Genomic DNA, 15487 nt, shown 5'->3' on the forward strand with positions numbered 1-15487 from the left:
TAAACAAAAATAAACCGCAAAAATAAAGTTAATAAAAAGTTAATGTTAGAGTAATGCTTTTATCCAAAAAAAGATTAATATATTGATTAATAATGATAAAAAACAAATTTAGTGGAGATATTGTTACTGAGATCACAATTAAAATTAACAAACACATTAACATGTTGCAACAACGCGATCCTTGGTTTATTAATATATTAATAAACGCATCTTAAAACCGCCTGTTTAAGTTCATGAGGAATCGTTAATGAAAGGCACTGTCTTCGCCGTCGCCCTCAACCATCAGAGCCAAGTAGATTTCTGGCATGATTCATTTCAGCAAGCACCTTATAACACCTTACCTAAAACACCGGTGTGGTTCATTAAACCACGCAATACCGTTATCACTTGCGGTGAGACAATTCCCCATCCTGCGAATGAAGAGGTCCAAAGCGGAGCGACATTGGCATTAGTGATAGGTAAAACTGCTCGCAAAGTTGCCGTTGAAAATGCAGCCGAATATATCGCAGGTTATGCATTAGCTAATGAAGTCAGCCTGCCTGAAACCGCTTTTTATCGTCCAGCAATTAAAGCTAAGTGTCGTGATGGTTTTTGCCCCATAGGCCAAATGATCCATCCTAAATTCATTGATGCGTTAGATATCGTTACCGAAATCAATGGTCAGGAAGTTGATCGCTGGTCAACAGCCGATCTGGTGCGTTCAGCCACGGAATTAGTTGCAGCATTGAGTGATTTCGCAACCCTTAAAGAGGGGGATGTGATCCTGCTTGGAACGCCACACCAACGCGTGGCTATCAAACCGGGCGACAAAGTTGTTATTCGGGCAGCGGGTTTCCCATCACTGGAAAATCAGGTTGTGCAAGTGGGAGAAAAAGCATGAAACACGCAAGAGTTCACTATCAAGGCCGCGATTTGCTTGTTACCGTCGATGAACAGGAAAATGTCTGTCTGCCTGATGGCAGTAAAATCACCGGCGAATCCGTTCAATGGCTGCCACCCGCAAACGGTACCCTGTTTGCCCTCGGTTTGAATTATGCAGATCACGCCACTGAGCTGGAATTTAAGCCCCCCAAAGAACCGCTGGTTTTTATCAAGGCCGCCAATACGCTAACCGGTCATCGTCAGGTTTCCGTTCGCCCTGATAATGTGGAATATATGCATTATGAAGCCGAGCTGGTTGTTGTCATCGGCAAAACCGCCTACAAAGTCGCTAAAGAACAAGCGATGGATTACGTTGCCGGGTACACCGTCTGTAACGATTACGCAATCCGTGACTATCTGGAAAACTACTATCGCCCTAATCTCCGGGTAAAAAGCCGCGATACATTGACTCCCATCGGTCCGTGGTTCGTTGATAAAGAAGATGTACCCGATCCGCATAATCTGACATTAAGCACCTGGGTTAATGGTGAATTGCGTCAACGCGGCACAACGGCTGATCTGATTTTCAATATCCCATTCTTGATCGCTTATCTAAGCGACTTCATGACGCTGCAACCGGGAGACATGATCGCTACCGGCACGCCAAAAGGATTATCCGATGTGGTTCCGGGAGATGAAGTTATTGTTGAAGTTGAAGGTGTAGGGCGTCTGGTCAACCGTATTGTCAGCCAGCAAGAGTATGAGGAGAGTCTGTAATGACCGTAATTAACCATTGGATCAACGGCAAAAACGTCAGCAGTAAAACCTATTTTGAAACCACAAACCCGGCTACCGGCGAAGTGCTGGCTGAAGTCGCTGCCGGTGGTCAGGAAGAGATTGATCAAGCCGTCGCCGCCGCAAAGGCAGCATTCCCCAAATGGGCCGATCTGCCGATGAAAGAACGTGCTCGCCTGATGCGTCGTTTGGGTGAGCTGATCGATGAGAATGTGCCTGAAATCGCCGCAATGGAAACCAAAGATACCGGTCTGCCCATTCATCAAACACAAAATGTCCTGATCCCTCGCGCTTCTCACAACTTCAACTTCTTTGCTGAAATTTGTCAGCAAATGAACGGCCATACCTATCCCGTTGATGACAAGATGCTCAATTATACGCTGGTGCAACCCGTTGGCGTTTGTGCGCTGATTTCTCCGTGGAACGTGCCATTTATGACTGCCACCTGGAAAGTTGCACCCTGTCTGGCGCTAGGTAACACCGCAGTGCTGAAAATGTCAGAACTTTCCCCATTAACCGCAAACCGTTTAGGGGAATTGGCACTAGAAGCCGGTATCCCTGCCGGTGTGCTAAATGTGGTTCAGGGATATGGCGCTACCGCTGGTGACGCGCTGGTGAAACATCACGATGTACGCGCGGTTTCGTTTACCGGCGGCACAGCAACCGGCCGTCAGATTATGAAAAATGCCGGCCTGAAAAAATATTCAATGGAGCTAGGGGGTAAATCTCCGGTTCTGATCTTCGAAGATGCGGATATTGAGCGGGCACTGGATGCCGCGCTGTTCACCATTTTCTCTATCAATGGTGAACGTTGTACCGCCGGTTCACGCATTTTCATTCAGGAAAGTATCTACCCTGAGTTTATTAAGCGTTTTGCGGAACGCGCTAATCGTTTGCGGGTGGGTGATCCACAAGATCCAACCACCCAGATCGGTGCACTTATCAGCAAGCCGCATTGGGAGAAAGTCTCCGGTTACATCCGTCTGGGAATAGAGGAAGGTGCAACGTTGCTGGCTGGTGGACCAGACAAGCCCATCGATTTGCCGACACACCTGAAAGAGGGCCATTTCCTGCGCCCAACGGTGCTGGCGGATGTTGATAATCGTATGCGGGTTGCTCAGGAGGAGATCTTCGGCCCTGTCGCCTGCCTGTTGCCATTCAAGGATGAAGCAGAAGGTCTGCGCCTGGCAAATGATGTGGAGTACGGTCTGGCTTCTTATATCTGGACGCAGGATGTCAGCAAGGTATTGCGTCTGGCCCGTAATATTGAAGCCGGCATGGTATTCGTCAATACCCAGAACGTCCGTGACCTGCGTCAACCATTCGGCGGCGTGAAAGCCTCCGGCACCGGCCGTGAAGGCGGTGAATACAGTTTTGAAGTGTTTGCTGAGATGAAAAACGTCTGTATCTCTATGGGGGATCATCCAATCCCACGTTGGGGGGTATAACCGTTCCGTCAGCGTTAACCACGGCGAATTCCGGTTCGCCGTCCTGATATCAAATGAGGATTTTATGGGTAAGTTAGCGTTAGCAGCCAAAATTACACATGTGCCATCCATGTATCTGTCTGAACTACCGGGGAAGCATCATGGTTGCCGTCAGGGAGCGATTGATGGTCACAAAGAGATCAGTCGCCGTTGTCGCGAAATAGGTGTCGATACCATTATTGTGTTTGATACGCACTGGTTGGTGAATAGTGCCTATCACATCAATTGCGCCGACCATTTCTCCGGCATTTACACCAGTAATGAATTACCCCACTTCATCCGGGATATGAGTTATGAATATGACGGTAACCCTGAATTGGGACAAATGATCGCAGAAGAGGCACGCAATGTCGGCGTACGCGCTCAGGCGCATGAAATCCCAAGCCTGAAACTGGAGTACGGCACGCTGGTACCAATGCGTTACATGAACAGTGACCGACATTTTAAAGTTATCTCGGTCTCCGCATTCTGCACGGTCCATGCTTTTGAAGATAGCCGTCGTCTTGGAGAGGCAATTCTGACAGCGATTGAGAAATATGACGGCACCGTGGCGGTACTCGCCAGTGGTTCCCTTTCTCACCGCTTTATTGATGATCAACGCGCTGAAGAGGGCATGAATAGCTATACCCGAGAATTTGATGAACAGATGGATCATCGGGTAGTTCAGCTCTGGAAAGAGGGCAAATTCAAAGAGTTCTGCAAGATGCTGCCGGAATATGCAGATTATTGTTATGGCGAAGGCAATATGCACGACACGGTGATGTTATTAGGTCTACTCGGTTGGGATAAATATGACGGTAAGGTGGAATTTCTGACTGAACTGTTTGCTAGTTCCGGCACCGGGCAAGTCAACGCCGTATTTCCACTACCTGATTACATCACCGATAAACCCGCGATCCCCTGATTAGGAGCAACTTATATGCCACATTTTTATGCTGAATGTACGGAAAACATCCGCGAACAAGCCAATTTGCCTGAGTTGTTTGCCAAAGTGAATCAGGCGCTGGCCGAGACCAGTATTTTCCCATTAGGCGGCATACGCAGCCGCGCCATCTGGCTGGATACCTGGCAAATGGCCGATGGTCAACATGATTACGCCTTCGTCCATATGACACTGAAAATCGGCGCAGGACGCAGCCTTGAAAGCCGTCAACAGGTTGGTGAAATACTATTCACTCTGATCAAACAACATTTTGCCTCGCTGATGGCACAACGTTACCTTGCCCTCTCTTTTACAATGGAAGAATTAGACCCGGTATTGAACTACAAACAAAACAACGTCCACGCCTTGTTTCGTAAGGAGTAGTGATGCCGAAGCCCTTTCATCCGCATCCTCCTCGCTGGTTAATCCCTTTATTAGGCGCGCTGGTGGCCTTCGGGCCTCTGTCGATTGATATGTACCTGCCCGCCTTGCCGGAAATGGCAAGGCAATTACAGGCAACACAAGGGCAGATGCAACATACCTTGGGCTCATTTTTCGCCGGTTTCTGTATCGGTATGCTGTTATACGGCCCACTGAGCGACCATTTAGGGCGCAGAAAACTGCTGCTCAGCGGTATAACATTATTTGTCGTTGCCAGTGCGTTGTGTACCTTGGTGACACAAGTTGAACACTTGATTTTACTGCGCTCATTACAGGCATTTGGCAGTGGCGCCGCAGTGGTCATGGGCCGAGCTATCGCCCGTGACATCTATGGCCCGCAGGAATTACCACGCGTGCTATCACTCATGACCTTAGTGACCATGATAGCGCCGCTTATCGCCCCATTACTTGGTGGTTTATTGTTAACCTATTTCAATTGGCAAGCCATATTTACGCTATTGAGCCTATTTGGTTGTATCAGTGGGATATTATTACTATTTTTCTTGCCAGAAACGCTACCCGCTCAGAGTAACAATGGAAAACTTATCACCGCTTTTAAAAATTACGGCAAGTTACTGACTGACGGTGAAGCGATGGCAACTATCGGCACATTAGCCTTTACTTGTGCCGCTATGTTCGCATTTATCAGTGGTTCCCCTTTCGTTTATATCAATTATTTTCAGGTTCCGGCAAATTACTACGGCTTACTGTTCGCCTGTAATGCGCTAGGCATGATGGCAATGGTGCTGCTCAATGTTCGTTTACTAAAAGTCTACGATCTTTCTCGTCTGTTATTCATTCAAACCAGTGCTCAACTGCTGTTTGGCATCTTACTGGTTATCTTTTATCAACAAAGTCTGACTGTAATCGTCATTTTGGTCGTACTGTTTATCTCGCTGGTTAATGCCATTGGTACTAACAGCCTCTCTTTATTACTTCAACATCGCGGTCAACTTGCCGGCAGCGCCAGCGCACTCGCTATTTCCGCGCAATTCGCTATGGCCGCACTCGCCAGTGTTGCCGTCTCTTTACTCCAAGATGAAACCCCTTTTGCGATGGCCCTTGTAATGACAGTTTGTGCTGGATTGTGTTGGTTATGCCAACAGCTAGCCACTTTCTACCAGCGAAAACCTCTCACACAAGTGTCTTCAGGAGAAAAAAATCATGACAAATAATGTAAATACAGAATTACTGCGTCAACAAGCTTATATCAACGGACAGTGGACTGATGCCGACAACCAAGCAACTTTTAAGGTGACTAACCCGGCAAACGGTGAAGTTATTGCCCACGTCAGTAATATGGGCGCCGCTGAAACAGAACGCGCAATTGCAGCCGCTCAGCAAGCCCTGCCTGCCTGGAGAGCCATGACAGCCAAACAACGCAGCCAGATCCTGCAACATTGGTTTCAGTTAATGCTGGCAAATCAACAGACACTGGCTGAATTGTTGAGCCGGGAGCAAGGGAAGCCACAGACAGAAGCTATGGGCGAGATCGCTTATGGCGCCAGTTTCATCGAATGGTTCGCGGAAGAAGGTAAACGTACCTACGGTGAAACCATTCCAAGCCCATTGCCCGGTCGCCGGATTGCCACGATCAAACAACCTATTGGCGTTGTGGCAGCCATTACACCGTGGAACTTCCCCAACGCCATGATCACCCGCAAGGTTGGCCCTGCTCTGGCAGCGGGCTGCACGGTGATCCTAAAACCCGCCTCGGAAACCCCACTTTCCGCTCTGGCTCTGGCCGCGCTAGCGGAACAAGCCGGCATTCCCGCAGGGGTATTCAATGTGGTGACTGGCATCGATGCGAAAACCATCGGCGGGGTTATGACCCAAAGCCCGATTGTTCGCAAACTCTCTTTTACTGGTTCAACCCGTGTCGGTAAGCTCTTGATGGCACAAAGTGCCAACACCGTGAAAAAGCTATCACTGGAATTGGGCGGCAATGCACCATTTATCGTTTTTGATGATGCTGATATTGATGCCGCGGTACAAGGAGCGTTGATAGCTAAATTCCGCAACAGCGGTCAAACCTGTGTTTGCGCTAATCGAATTTTGGTGCAGGAAACCATTTATGACACCTTCGCCGAACGTCTGGCACAAGCCGTTAATCGGTTGCAGGTTGGCCCGGCCAACGATGCCAAATCACAACAAGGCCCACTGATCAATCAAGCCGCCGTCGATAAAGTCGAGGAACATATCAACGATGCCGTTTCTCGTGGCGCACGCATATTAGCCGGAGGTAAACCACACGCTCTTGGCGGTCTGTTCTTCGAACCTACCGTATTAGCTGATGTCAATAAATCCATGCTTATCTCCCAAGAAGAAACGTTCGGCCCTATTGCTCCCCTGTTCAAATTCCGTGATGAAGCAGAAGCCATCCATCTGGCAAATGAGACTGAATTTGGGCTGGCGGCTTATTTTTATTCCCGCGATATCGGCCGGATCTACCGTGTGGCAGAAGCACTGGAGAGCGGCATGGTCGGGATCAATGAAGGTTTGATCTCTAATGAAGCCGCCCCATTTGGCGGCATTAAACAATCGGGCCTGGGACGTGAAGGTTCTCGTTACGGTATCGAAGATTATCTGGAAGTGAAATACCTCTGCTTTGGTGGCATAGAGGACACAGGAGTTTAACCGCATGTTACAGAAAGAAGTCGTATCACAGGTTGCACATCGTCTGCATCAGGCAGAAAAAAGCCGTGAACAAATACGCCAGATCTCATTGGATTACCCTGAAATCACCATCGACGATGCTTATGCTATTCAGCGTCACTGGGTGGAGTTGAAAATTGCCGAAGGTCGCGTACTCAAAGGCCATAAAATTGGCCTGACCTCAAAGGCCATGCAAGCCAGTTCACAAATCAGTGAGCCAGATTATGGCGCTCTGCTGGACGATATGTTTTTCCCTGATGGCAGTGATATTCCATGTGATCGCTTTATTGTGCCCCGTATTGAGGTCGAACTGGCATTTATCCTGGCAAAACCTTTGCGTGGCCCAAACTGCACCCTGTTTGATGTTTACAATGCGACCGATTACATCATTCCAGCGTTGGAATTGATCGACGCCCGTTGCCATAACATCGATCCGGAAACCAAGCGTCCACGTAAAGTGTTCGATACGATTTCTGACAATGCCGCCAACGGCGGCGTCATTATGGGCGGCCGCCCAATTAAACCTGATGAGTTTGATCTGCGCTGGATCAGCGCCCTGCTCTATCGCAATGGCGTGATTGAAGAATCCGGTGTCGCGGCTGCGGTACTTAATCATCCGGCTAATGGTGTCGCATGGTTAGCAAACAAACTGGCCCCACATGGTGTTCAGCTTGAAGCGGGGCAAATCATTCTCAGTGGATCTTTTACCCGCCCGGTTCCAGCCAATAAAGGGGATACCTTCCATGTGGATTATGGCCCCATCGGCGCTATCAGTTGCCGTTTTGTTTAAGGAGGAAAAATATGGATCGGTTAACCAATAAATTTAAACAGGCGTTAAAAACAGGCCGCCCACAAATCGGTCTATGGTTGGGGCTTTGTAACCCCTATAGTGCTGAATTAGTGGCCGGAGCCGGTTTCGACTGGCTACTTATTGATGGCGAACATGCACCGAACGATGTTCAGACGATTTTAAGCCAATTGCAAGCCATCGCCCCTTATCCAAGTCATCCCATTGTGCGCCCGCCCTGGAATGATCTGGTCATCATAAAACAACTACTGGATATCGGCGCCCAAACGTTATTAATCCCCATGATACAAAACGCCGAGCAGGCTTACGAAGCGGTTCGCGCAACCCGTTATCCACCGGCGGGTATCCGTGGTGTGGGTAGCGCTCTGGCAAGAGCTTCCCACTGGAACAGAATTCCTGATTATCTGCATCGTGCCAACGATGAAATCTGCGTTCTGGTTCAGGTAGAAACCCGTGAAGCACTCCGTAACCTGCCGGAAATCCTCAAAGTAGACGGTGTGGATGGTGTTTTTATCGGTCCGGCGGATCTAAGTTCCGACATGGGCTTTACCAATAATCCGCAACATCCTGAAGTGAAAGCCGCAATTGAGCAGGCAATCGCCCAAATCAAAGCAGCGGGTAAAGCGCCGGGCATTCTGATGTCAGCACCCAATGTTGCCGAGCATTACCTGAAACTCGGCGCTCTATTCGTTGCTGTTGGTATTGATACAACTTTACTGGCTCGGACAGCGGAAGCACTGGCAGCACGATTTATCGCGCATAAAGATCTGCCGGCAGCACCTTCACCCGGTGTTTATTAATCTCAGCAATCACAATTTAACAACCGATTTACTCAATAAGCTTTTAATTTCCTAAACAACGTAATACACATAAAACAGTAATTAAGGAAAATGATAATGAGCGATTCATCAACTGCCGTGCAACAGCCGGAGCTTCCGGTTGGTCAACATAAACCGCTAACGGCACAACAGCAATCCGTCATTAATAAGCTATTCCGTCGTCTGATTATTTTCCTGTTCGTCTTATTTGTATTCTCGTTTCTGGATCGAATTAATATTGGGTTTGCCGGCCTGACAATGGGTAAAGATCTTGGACTGAGCGCAACGATGTTTGGTCTGGCAGCAACACTATTCTATGTCACTTATGTCATCTTCGGTATTCCTAGCAATATCATGCTCAGCATTGTCGGGGCGCGACGCTGGATAGCCACGATCATGGTGCTCTGGGGGATCGCCTCCACTGCCACCATGTTTGCCACCGGACCAACCAGTCTGTATATCTTGCGTATGCTGGTTGGTATCGCCGAAGCAGGTTTCGTGCCGGGTATCCTGTTGTATCTGACTTACTGGTTCCCGGCTTACTATCGCGCCCGTGCCAATGCGCTGTTTATGGTGGCCATGCCGGTGACGATGGCGTTTGGTTCTCTGGCTTCCGGTTATATTCTGGAAATGGATGGCCTTCTGAACCTTCACGGCTGGCAATGGTTATTTCTACTGGAAGGTTTTCCTTCGGTACTACTGGGAATTGTCGTTTGGTTCTATCTTGATGATTCGCCAAAACGCGCTAAATGGCTGACAGATGAAGACAAAAAATGCTTACAAGAGATGATGGATAACGACCAGCCCACTCAGGTTCAACCGGTAAGCTCATCAACGCATCAGGCAATGCAAAAACCCAGTATATGGCGTGAAATTTTCGCGCCAATCATGCTGATGTATACCCTGGCCTACTTCTGTCTAACCAATACCCTGAGCGCGATTAATATCTGGACGCCACAGATTGTACAAAGCTTCAATCAGGGCAGCAGTAACATCATGATCGGCATTCTGACCGCTATTCCTCAGTTTTGTACCATCATCGGGATGGTTTACTGGAGTCGCCGTTCAGACCGGTTACAAGAACGTAAAATGCATACGGCGCTACCCTATCTATTCGCCGCTGCGGGCTGGATATTGACCTCATTGACTCACCACAGTGTCATTCAGCTCACTGGGATTATTATGGCTTCAGCCGGTTCATTTACCGCAATGGCGGTCTTCTGGACAACTCCGGATCAAGCTATCAGTTTACGCGCAAGAGCGATCGGCATTGCAGTTATTAGCGCTACAGGTAACATAGGTTCAGCACTCAGCCCGTTATTAATCGGCTGGCTGAAAGATCAGACAGGGAGCTTTAATACCGGTCTCTATTTCGTTGCTGGGTTACTGGTCATTGGCGCAGCCATTATCTGGCTGATCCCAATGAAACACGCGAGACAAAGAGCAGCACCGTAATTTTCAATAAAAAGGAAAAACCATCATGGCTGAACCTATCATTGCCAACATTGATATCAGCAAGGATTATGATGAAACCCAAGGCACTGATGATGTGCATTATCAGACCTTTGGCCGGATGGCGGCATTTTTCGGTCGTAATATGCAAGCTCATCGTCACGATGGTTTCTTCCAACTTCATTTTTTGATCACCGGACATATTGAATTACAGTTGGATGCTCAACACTATTCTGTACAGGCCCCGCTGTTTATCCTGACACCTCCCTCCGTTCCCCACGCTTTTTTCACTCAAGATGACAGTGACGGATATGTCCTTACCGTACGGCAAGATCTGATATTACCGTTATTGGAATCACTCTATCCGGCTAATAAAGATATTCTTGATATTCCGGCTATTTGCTTATCCGTCGCGGATAAACCTGAAGAGCTAGCCGCTTTTAATCACTATTGGGCGTTAATCGCCCGCGAATCATCTAATAACTTTATTGGTCGAGAGCAATCGTTGACATTCCTGGCACAAGCTATATTTACCCTGTTATTACGCAATATTCCTCTTGATGATCACCCGATTAATGGCGTGCGAGGAGAAATTAAATTATTTCAGCGCTTTAACCAATTAATAGATAATCATTATCATCATCATCTTTCCGTACCGGAATATGCCCATAAGTTAGATATTACAGAATCTCGGTTAAAAGATATGTGCCGTCGATTCACTAACCGTCCACCAAAACGACTCATCTTTGACCGTCAACTACGTGAAGCCAAACGGCTATTATTATTCAGTGATTGCCCAGTATTTGAAGTGGCTTATCAGCTTGGATTTAAAGATCCAGCTTATTTTGCCCGTTTCTTTAATCGATTAGTTGGCTGCTCACCTAGTCATTGGCGAGAAAAAAATATTCACTAAAAATAAATATCCATGCTAATTATACCAAGACCGGCATTTTCATTCGGCTTGTGAAGCCAACCTCCTGCTATTAATTCGTGCTAAACTGACTCATTTTTATTACGAAATCTCTTCCAAGAATTAAAATTCTGAATATACTGAGACTCTGTAACTCACTGGAACTTTTTGAAGGATAAATGATGGCAACCGGAGTGCCGATATAAATTTATTTAAGAAAAGGAAACACAACATATGCAAAGCCTTCACTATACGGCAGATAAATTCAGGTCCCCAGGTTTTGGTGCCACCGATTTCATACGTTATAAATGGTTATCCAACAATCTACATGACGTAAATGGTCAACATTATTTATGGGCACATGGGATACCTCATGTACGATACAACAAGAAATTAATAACAAAATCTGCTCACCAAGAAAAAACACCTGTTTTATTATTTGCAGGATTAAAACCAAGACAACGCATTTAATCGTGAGAATTTCAGAATGAGCAAATCAGCCATAGTTTTAAATATCACTTATGCTATCTTTTGTATATTATTTATATATATGATGTCATACTTAGAAGAAGCGTATTATATCGGTGGTCAGGATATAGATAATCTCTGTACTGTTTACAGAGAGCTGATAGATGATAATCGTGATGTATTTGCTCCAACATGTTTACTGATTATGTCACCCTTAATTTATGCAACCGTGAAGAAAAGATTCAAATCCCTTTCTCTTAATGTCATTACATTTGCTTTGCTAGGATACTGGGTGTGGCGGTTTTTTATCAGATTAGTCGTGTGCGTTTAGAATGATTTCAAATATTCAGGTAGTGACTACTGAGTGCTACCTGAATGTCAACTCACACTATATCAACTCACGCTATGCGATCATCACAAACATGCCATCTTGATAGTCCAGATCTTTAAGTCCCTCTTAATACTTTGATACCACATTTCTAAGTGTTTCGGTTTTATTAATTTATTCCTCTTACAAATGTAAATTATCTTAAATTTATAAATTTTTGATTGCTTTTTACACACACCCTACAGCAGGATAAAAAAGCACATTAAGGGGAGCAACCAGTATGGCAAATATCATTTATCTAACATTGAAAGGCAAAAAACAGGGGCTGATCTCCGCTGGCTGCGGTTCCTTAAACTCTATAGGAAATAATTACCAGCACGGCCATGAGAATGAGATTTTTATTTACTCTCTTAATGACGAGGGAACAACACGTATCCCATCATCCGGTTATGGTAATAAAACCTGTCGATAAATCTTCGCCTTTACTGACGCGAAGCTTCGATGAAAATGAAGAGCTGGAATGCCTGTTTGAGAATTATCGAACATCACCAACCGGAGGATTAGAAAAAAATTACTCCATCAGGCTAGGCCACGCCTTTATCTCCAGCATAAAATGCCATTTTCCGCATTCCAGAGATAATAATGCCGGCGTACCACAAGAAATTATCTGCTTCACTTATAAAAATATCACGTGGAACAATCTGGCCTGCTCAACTGGTTCTTATAGCTTCTGGGATGACAGGGTTTATTGACGATGAATAATGCCGCTTATTTAACTGATACCCCTGTTGATTCAGAATCTGAGAATGGGTTACGCATTGTTTTATCGCCTGTGCAACTTGCGGCGATCCTATCGGATAATACCATTACCGAGGAAGAGACCTGGAGTAACAGAATATTAGGTGGGGCAAGTTTAGCAGCGGGAGTCGTTGAACTGATTGGCGCTGGCGCTCTTTGTCTGGCGCCCGATCCTTCAACGCTAACTAAAGCTGCCTGCGTTATTATCGGCGCGCACAGTCTTGACGTAATGAATGCTTCTGCCAGTCAAATAATTACCGGCAGAGAAACCACGACGGAAACTTATCAAGAGGCGGTAAACTTAGCAAAAGAATTTGGAGCTGATGATTACACCGCTTCTGAAATAGGGCTTACTGTCGATATCGCTGTACCATTGTCATTTGCTTCAATAGCGGGCGCTGTCAGAGTTGCCTCTGTACGGGTAGGCCGAATTAAGTTAATTGAACATGAATCGCCTACAGGGTTAAAACCGGGTGGACATACTTTGCTTAAACATGTTGGGCTATCGGAGCAGGAGTTAAGGGCGAGGTTTTTAATATCTAAAACAATGAAAGAATCAAGTTGTTTTTATGATACAAAAATAGCAGAGAAAGTGATTTCAAATACCATCAAAAATAATCAGGCAAAAATAACTAACTGGACGAAATATGCTTTTGGAGGTAGCAGGTTAACTATAGATGATGTTTCAAAAGTACCGGTTGGCATCGGCATTACCAAAGGTGTTGAAGGAGTAGACCAATTATATAAAGTGAGAGTTGTTTTATATTACTCTGAATTCAATGGTAAGCCGTACTATATATTAACCGCCTTTCCTAAATATTAATCATATATAAAGAGGATCAATGCAATGAAGAGAAAAAAAGAAATACAACACTTAGATAATTTTATCGGGGCTTATTTTAACCAAGATTGTGAAATATTTGGCGAAACAACAATAGATGAGGTAATAACTGAATATTTAAATAGCGAACCTCCCATATTTATGAAAGGATTAATAGAAGACATTGATTACTTTATTAGTAACTCAAAAGATGTAGAAAAAGATTTTGATAATTTGGGTCATGAATTCTATCCAGAGTTATGGGAAACTACTGCATTAGATTTTCTAAATCATGTATCCAAAAGAGTACGGGATTATCTAAAAAAGGAGGTTTAGCTTATGACAGGACAATATCCATTTTTAGACATTTTAATGCATGCTTACTTTAATCAGGACTTCGATATAATATCAGGTCCCGAGCTTGATGATGTTATCAATGATTTTCTTAATGATGCATCTCAGGGAATGAGAAAAGGGTTAATAGAAGAAATCAGCGATCTTATTGACTCTTCTGAAGATGTAGAGAACACATTTGATTATCATTACCATGATGCTGACGTTCTCCCAGAATGGTGGGGACTCACAGCACTTGAATTTTTAGAGCATGTATCAAAAAAAGCACAGGATTTTTTAAACGAGCATACTGAAAAAGATGAGTAATTAAGGCATTCTGAATTTAACGGTAAACAACACTATATACTAACAACATTCCAAAATTTATGGAGAGGAAGATGGAACTAAATCGCTTAATGTTTGCTTATTTCAATCAAGACTATGACATAATATCTGGCCCTGAGCTTGATGATGTCATAAATGACTACCTTGATACCACGAATAAAGCAATGAAGAAAGAGCTAATAGAGGAAATAGAGTCTCTTATCCATAATTCAGAAAATATAGAGAAAGACTTTCAAACTCTCTATTATAGTTCTAGCTTTTGCCCTAAATTATGGAACACCACAGCATCTGAATTTCTACAATTTGTATCAAAAAGAGCAAAAGATTATCTGGATAAAAACGAGTAATTAAACGTTTTTTCAGACAACAACAAACAAGGAAATTTAATCAATAAGAGTGGTTTATATATTTCAAGCAATTCTATTGATTTTGATTACCAAGAGATCGCAATAATATGAAAGGCCCCAATTAAAATGAACGGACAATATCCATTTTTAGACATCTTAGTAGGTGCTTATTTTTGTCAAGATTATGACTTATTGTATGGAGAAACTATGGATGAAGTCACAGATTGTTTTCTTAATGTTGCAACTCAGGAAATGATAAAAAAATTAATAAAGGAGGTTTAGCTTATGACCGGACAATATCCATTTTTAGACATTTTAATGCATGCTTACTTTAATCAGGACTTCGATATAATATCAGGTCCCGAGCTTGATGATGTTATCAATGATTTTCTTAATGATACATCTCAGGGAATGAGAAAAGGGTTAATAGAAGAAATCAACGATCTTATTGACTCTTCTGAAGATGTAGAGAACACATTTGATTATCATTATCATGATGTTGACGTTCTCCCAGAAGTATGGAATATGAGAGCACTTGAATTTTTAGAGCACGTATCAAAAAAAGCACAGGATTTTTTAAACGAGCATACTGAGCAAGATGAATAGTTAAAGTATTCTTAAATGAAAAAATAAACAAAGAGGTTTAATTCAATGGAAAGAGAAATAGAAAGAAAATATATAGATGAGGTAGATTCACATAATAAGTGCAACATCGTTAATCTGGAAGTAAACATGTTCGTATTCCCTTAAATAATTCATTCGGTGTTTTCCCACCCCGTGTTTTTCGGGGGCGATTATTTAATCGGTTTACCACAAAATTTATTTCCTGATCAGAGATTTCATTAAAATCGGTTTCCTTTGGAAAGTATTGTCTGATTAACCCATTGATATTCTCATTG

Annotated in this window: 20 protein-coding genes and 1 pseudogene; 20 read left to right on the top strand and 1 reads right to left on the bottom strand. The window is 44.5% G+C overall.

Annotation, left to right across the window (positions count from 1 at the left end):
- Window positions 1–247: 247 nt before the first annotated feature.
- The 20 genes and pseudogenes from AACQ83_RS20515 to AACQ83_RS20605 all read left to right on the top strand — a co-directional run bounded on the left by AACQ83_RS20515 (window position 248) and on the right by AACQ83_RS20605 (window position 15194).
- Window positions 248–880: a fumarylacetoacetate hydrolase family protein gene (locus AACQ83_RS20515; RefSeq protein WP_112879421.1), complete on the top strand. Its 633-nt coding sequence runs from the start codon at window positions 248–250 to the stop codon at window positions 878–880.
- Complete coding sequence (locus AACQ83_RS20520) at window positions 877–1638, top strand: fumarylacetoacetate hydrolase family protein (RefSeq protein ID WP_112879422.1); 762 nt, start codon at window positions 877–879, stop codon at window positions 1636–1638. Before AACQ83_RS20515 ends, AACQ83_RS20520 begins: the two co-directional genes overlap by 4 nt.
- The gene (hpaE, locus tag AACQ83_RS20525) at window positions 1638–3104 is read left to right on the top strand and encodes a 5-carboxymethyl-2-hydroxymuconate semialdehyde dehydrogenase (RefSeq protein ID WP_112879423.1); all 1467 of its coding nucleotides are present in this window, start codon (window positions 1638–1640) and stop codon (window positions 3102–3104) included. Before AACQ83_RS20520 ends, hpaE begins: the two co-directional genes overlap by 1 nt.
- A gap of 64 nt (window positions 3105–3168) precedes the next feature.
- Window positions 3169–4047, top strand: coding sequence for a 3,4-dihydroxyphenylacetate 2,3-dioxygenase (hpaD, locus tag AACQ83_RS20530; protein ID WP_112879424.1), 879 nt, complete (start codon window positions 3169–3171; stop codon window positions 4045–4047).
- A 15-nt stretch (window positions 4048–4062) separates the two neighbouring features.
- Complete coding sequence (locus tag AACQ83_RS20535; RefSeq protein WP_112879425.1) at window positions 4063–4449, top strand: 5-carboxymethyl-2-hydroxymuconate Delta-isomerase; 387 nt, start codon at window positions 4063–4065, stop codon at window positions 4447–4449.
- Between the two features lie 2 nt (window positions 4450–4451).
- The gene (locus AACQ83_RS20540; protein ID WP_192881055.1) at window positions 4452–5681 is read left to right on the top strand and encodes a Bcr/CflA family multidrug efflux MFS transporter; all 1230 of its coding nucleotides are present in this window, start codon (window positions 4452–4454) and stop codon (window positions 5679–5681) included.
- On the top strand, window positions 5671–7143 hold the full coding sequence (locus AACQ83_RS20545; RefSeq protein ID WP_112879426.1) for an NAD-dependent succinate-semialdehyde dehydrogenase: 1473 nt from the start codon (window positions 5671–5673) through the stop codon (window positions 7141–7143). The genes AACQ83_RS20540 and AACQ83_RS20545 overlap by 11 nt, the downstream gene beginning before the upstream one ends.
- A gap of 4 nt (window positions 7144–7147) precedes the next feature.
- Entirely contained in the window at window positions 7148–7951 is an 804-nt protein-coding gene (hpaH, locus tag AACQ83_RS20550; RefSeq protein WP_049583187.1) for a 2-oxo-hept-4-ene-1,7-dioate hydratase, read from the top strand.
- 11 nt (window positions 7952–7962) lie between these two features.
- Entirely contained in the window at window positions 7963–8769 is an 807-nt protein-coding gene (hpaI, locus tag AACQ83_RS20555; RefSeq protein WP_112879427.1) for a 4-hydroxy-2-oxoheptanedioate aldolase, read from the top strand.
- A 96-nt stretch (window positions 8770–8865) separates the two neighbouring features.
- Window positions 8866–10242, top strand: coding sequence for a 4-hydroxyphenylacetate permease (gene hpaX, locus AACQ83_RS20560; protein WP_112879428.1), 1377 nt, complete (start codon window positions 8866–8868; stop codon window positions 10240–10242).
- Window positions 10243–10267: 25 nt separating this feature from the next.
- The gene (hpaA, locus tag AACQ83_RS20565; RefSeq protein WP_112879429.1) at window positions 10268–11152 is read left to right on the top strand and encodes a 4-hydroxyphenylacetate catabolism regulatory protein HpaA; all 885 of its coding nucleotides are present in this window, start codon (window positions 10268–10270) and stop codon (window positions 11150–11152) included.
- 231 nt (window positions 11153–11383) lie between these two features.
- Window positions 11384–11620 (top strand): hypothetical protein, encoded by a 237-nt coding sequence (locus AACQ83_RS20570; RefSeq protein WP_112879430.1) that lies wholly within the window; start codon window positions 11384–11386, stop codon window positions 11618–11620.
- Between the two features lie 16 nt (window positions 11621–11636).
- The gene (locus AACQ83_RS20575; RefSeq protein ID WP_112879431.1) at window positions 11637–11948 is read left to right on the top strand and encodes a YjeO family protein; all 312 of its coding nucleotides are present in this window, start codon (window positions 11637–11639) and stop codon (window positions 11946–11948) included.
- Between the two features lie 277 nt (window positions 11949–12225).
- A pseudogene (locus AACQ83_RS20580) lies at window positions 12226–12697 on the top strand (Hcp family type VI secretion system effector).
- A 2-nt stretch (window positions 12698–12699) separates the two neighbouring features.
- Window positions 12700–13566: an RNase A-like domain-containing protein gene (locus AACQ83_RS20585; protein ID WP_112879432.1), complete on the top strand. Its 867-nt coding sequence runs from the start codon at window positions 12700–12702 to the stop codon at window positions 13564–13566.
- 24 nt (window positions 13567–13590) lie between these two features.
- Window positions 13591–13899, top strand: coding sequence for a contact-dependent growth inhibition system immunity protein (locus tag AACQ83_RS20590; RefSeq protein ID WP_112879433.1), 309 nt, complete (start codon window positions 13591–13593; stop codon window positions 13897–13899).
- 3 nt (window positions 13900–13902) lie between these two features.
- Window positions 13903–14223: a contact-dependent growth inhibition system immunity protein gene (locus tag AACQ83_RS20595; protein ID WP_112879434.1), complete on the top strand. Its 321-nt coding sequence runs from the start codon at window positions 13903–13905 to the stop codon at window positions 14221–14223.
- A 71-nt stretch (window positions 14224–14294) separates the two neighbouring features.
- On the top strand, window positions 14295–14588 hold the full coding sequence (locus tag AACQ83_RS20600) for a contact-dependent growth inhibition system immunity protein (RefSeq protein WP_112879435.1): 294 nt from the start codon (window positions 14295–14297) through the stop codon (window positions 14586–14588).
- Between the two features lie 126 nt (window positions 14589–14714).
- A complete protein-coding gene (locus AACQ83_RS24735; RefSeq protein WP_158537803.1) occupies window positions 14715–14870 on the top strand; it encodes a contact-dependent growth inhibition system immunity protein in 156 nt (51 codons plus the stop codon).
- 3 nt (window positions 14871–14873) lie between these two features.
- Window positions 14874–15194, top strand: coding sequence for a contact-dependent growth inhibition system immunity protein (locus tag AACQ83_RS20605; protein ID WP_112879436.1), 321 nt, complete (start codon window positions 14874–14876; stop codon window positions 15192–15194).
- A 109-nt stretch (window positions 15195–15303) separates the two neighbouring features.
- On the opposite strand, the gene AACQ83_RS20610 is transcribed toward AACQ83_RS20605, so the two are convergent.
- A partial coding sequence (locus AACQ83_RS20610) for a transposase (protein WP_370446037.1) occupies window positions 15304–15487 on the bottom strand: 184 nt, incomplete at its 5' end.

It is taken from the genome of Photorhabdus sp. S10-54, assembly GCF_963878145.1.
In the GTDB taxonomy this organism is placed as follows: Bacteria; Pseudomonadota; Gammaproteobacteria; order Enterobacterales; family Enterobacteriaceae; genus Photorhabdus; species Photorhabdus kayaii.

Bases quoted from the DNA above. Each gene is read 5' to 3' on its own strand.
- AACQ83_RS20515 (WP_112879421.1), top strand. From the start codon at position 248: ATGAAAGGCACTGTCTTCGCCGTCGCCCTCAACCATCAGAGCCAAGTA.
- hpaX (WP_112879428.1), top strand. From the start codon at position 8,866: ATGAGCGATTCATCAACTGCCGTGCAACAGCCGGAGCTTCCGGTTGGT.
- hpaH (WP_049583187.1), top strand. From the start codon at position 7,148: ATGTTACAGAAAGAAGTCGTATCACAGGTTGCACATCGTCTGCATCAG.
- hpaA (WP_112879429.1), top strand. From the start codon at position 10,268: ATGGCTGAACCTATCATTGCCAACATTGATATCAGCAAGGATTATGAT.
- AACQ83_RS20585 (WP_112879432.1), top strand. From the start codon at position 12,700: ATGAATAATGCCGCTTATTTAACTGATACCCCTGTTGATTCAGAATCT.
- AACQ83_RS24735 (WP_158537803.1), top strand. From the start codon at position 14,715: ATGAACGGACAATATCCATTTTTAGACATCTTAGTAGGTGCTTATTTT.
- AACQ83_RS20545 (WP_112879426.1), top strand. From the start codon at position 5,671: ATGACAAATAATGTAAATACAGAATTACTGCGTCAACAAGCTTATATC.
- AACQ83_RS20605 (WP_112879436.1), top strand. From the start codon at position 14,874: ATGACCGGACAATATCCATTTTTAGACATTTTAATGCATGCTTACTTT.
- hpaE (WP_112879423.1), top strand. From the start codon at position 1,638: ATGACCGTAATTAACCATTGGATCAACGGCAAAAACGTCAGCAGTAAA.
- AACQ83_RS20575 (WP_112879431.1), top strand. From the start codon at position 11,637: ATGAGCAAATCAGCCATAGTTTTAAATATCACTTATGCTATCTTTTGT.
- hpaI (WP_112879427.1), top strand. From the start codon at position 7,963: ATGGATCGGTTAACCAATAAATTTAAACAGGCGTTAAAAACAGGCCGC.
- AACQ83_RS20540 (WP_192881055.1), top strand. From the start codon at position 4,452: ATGCCGAAGCCCTTTCATCCGCATCCTCCTCGCTGGTTAATCCCTTTA.
- AACQ83_RS20590 (WP_112879433.1), top strand. From the start codon at position 13,591: ATGAAGAGAAAAAAAGAAATACAACACTTAGATAATTTTATCGGGGCT.
- AACQ83_RS20595 (WP_112879434.1), top strand. From the start codon at position 13,903: ATGACAGGACAATATCCATTTTTAGACATTTTAATGCATGCTTACTTT.
- hpaD (WP_112879424.1), top strand. From the start codon at position 3,169: ATGGGTAAGTTAGCGTTAGCAGCCAAAATTACACATGTGCCATCCATG.
- AACQ83_RS20520 (WP_112879422.1), top strand. From the start codon at position 877: ATGAAACACGCAAGAGTTCACTATCAAGGCCGCGATTTGCTTGTTACC.
- AACQ83_RS20570 (WP_112879430.1), top strand. From the start codon at position 11,384: ATGCAAAGCCTTCACTATACGGCAGATAAATTCAGGTCCCCAGGTTTT.
- AACQ83_RS20600 (WP_112879435.1), top strand. From the start codon at position 14,295: ATGGAACTAAATCGCTTAATGTTTGCTTATTTCAATCAAGACTATGAC.
- AACQ83_RS20535 (WP_112879425.1), top strand. From the start codon at position 4,063: ATGCCACATTTTTATGCTGAATGTACGGAAAACATCCGCGAACAAGCC.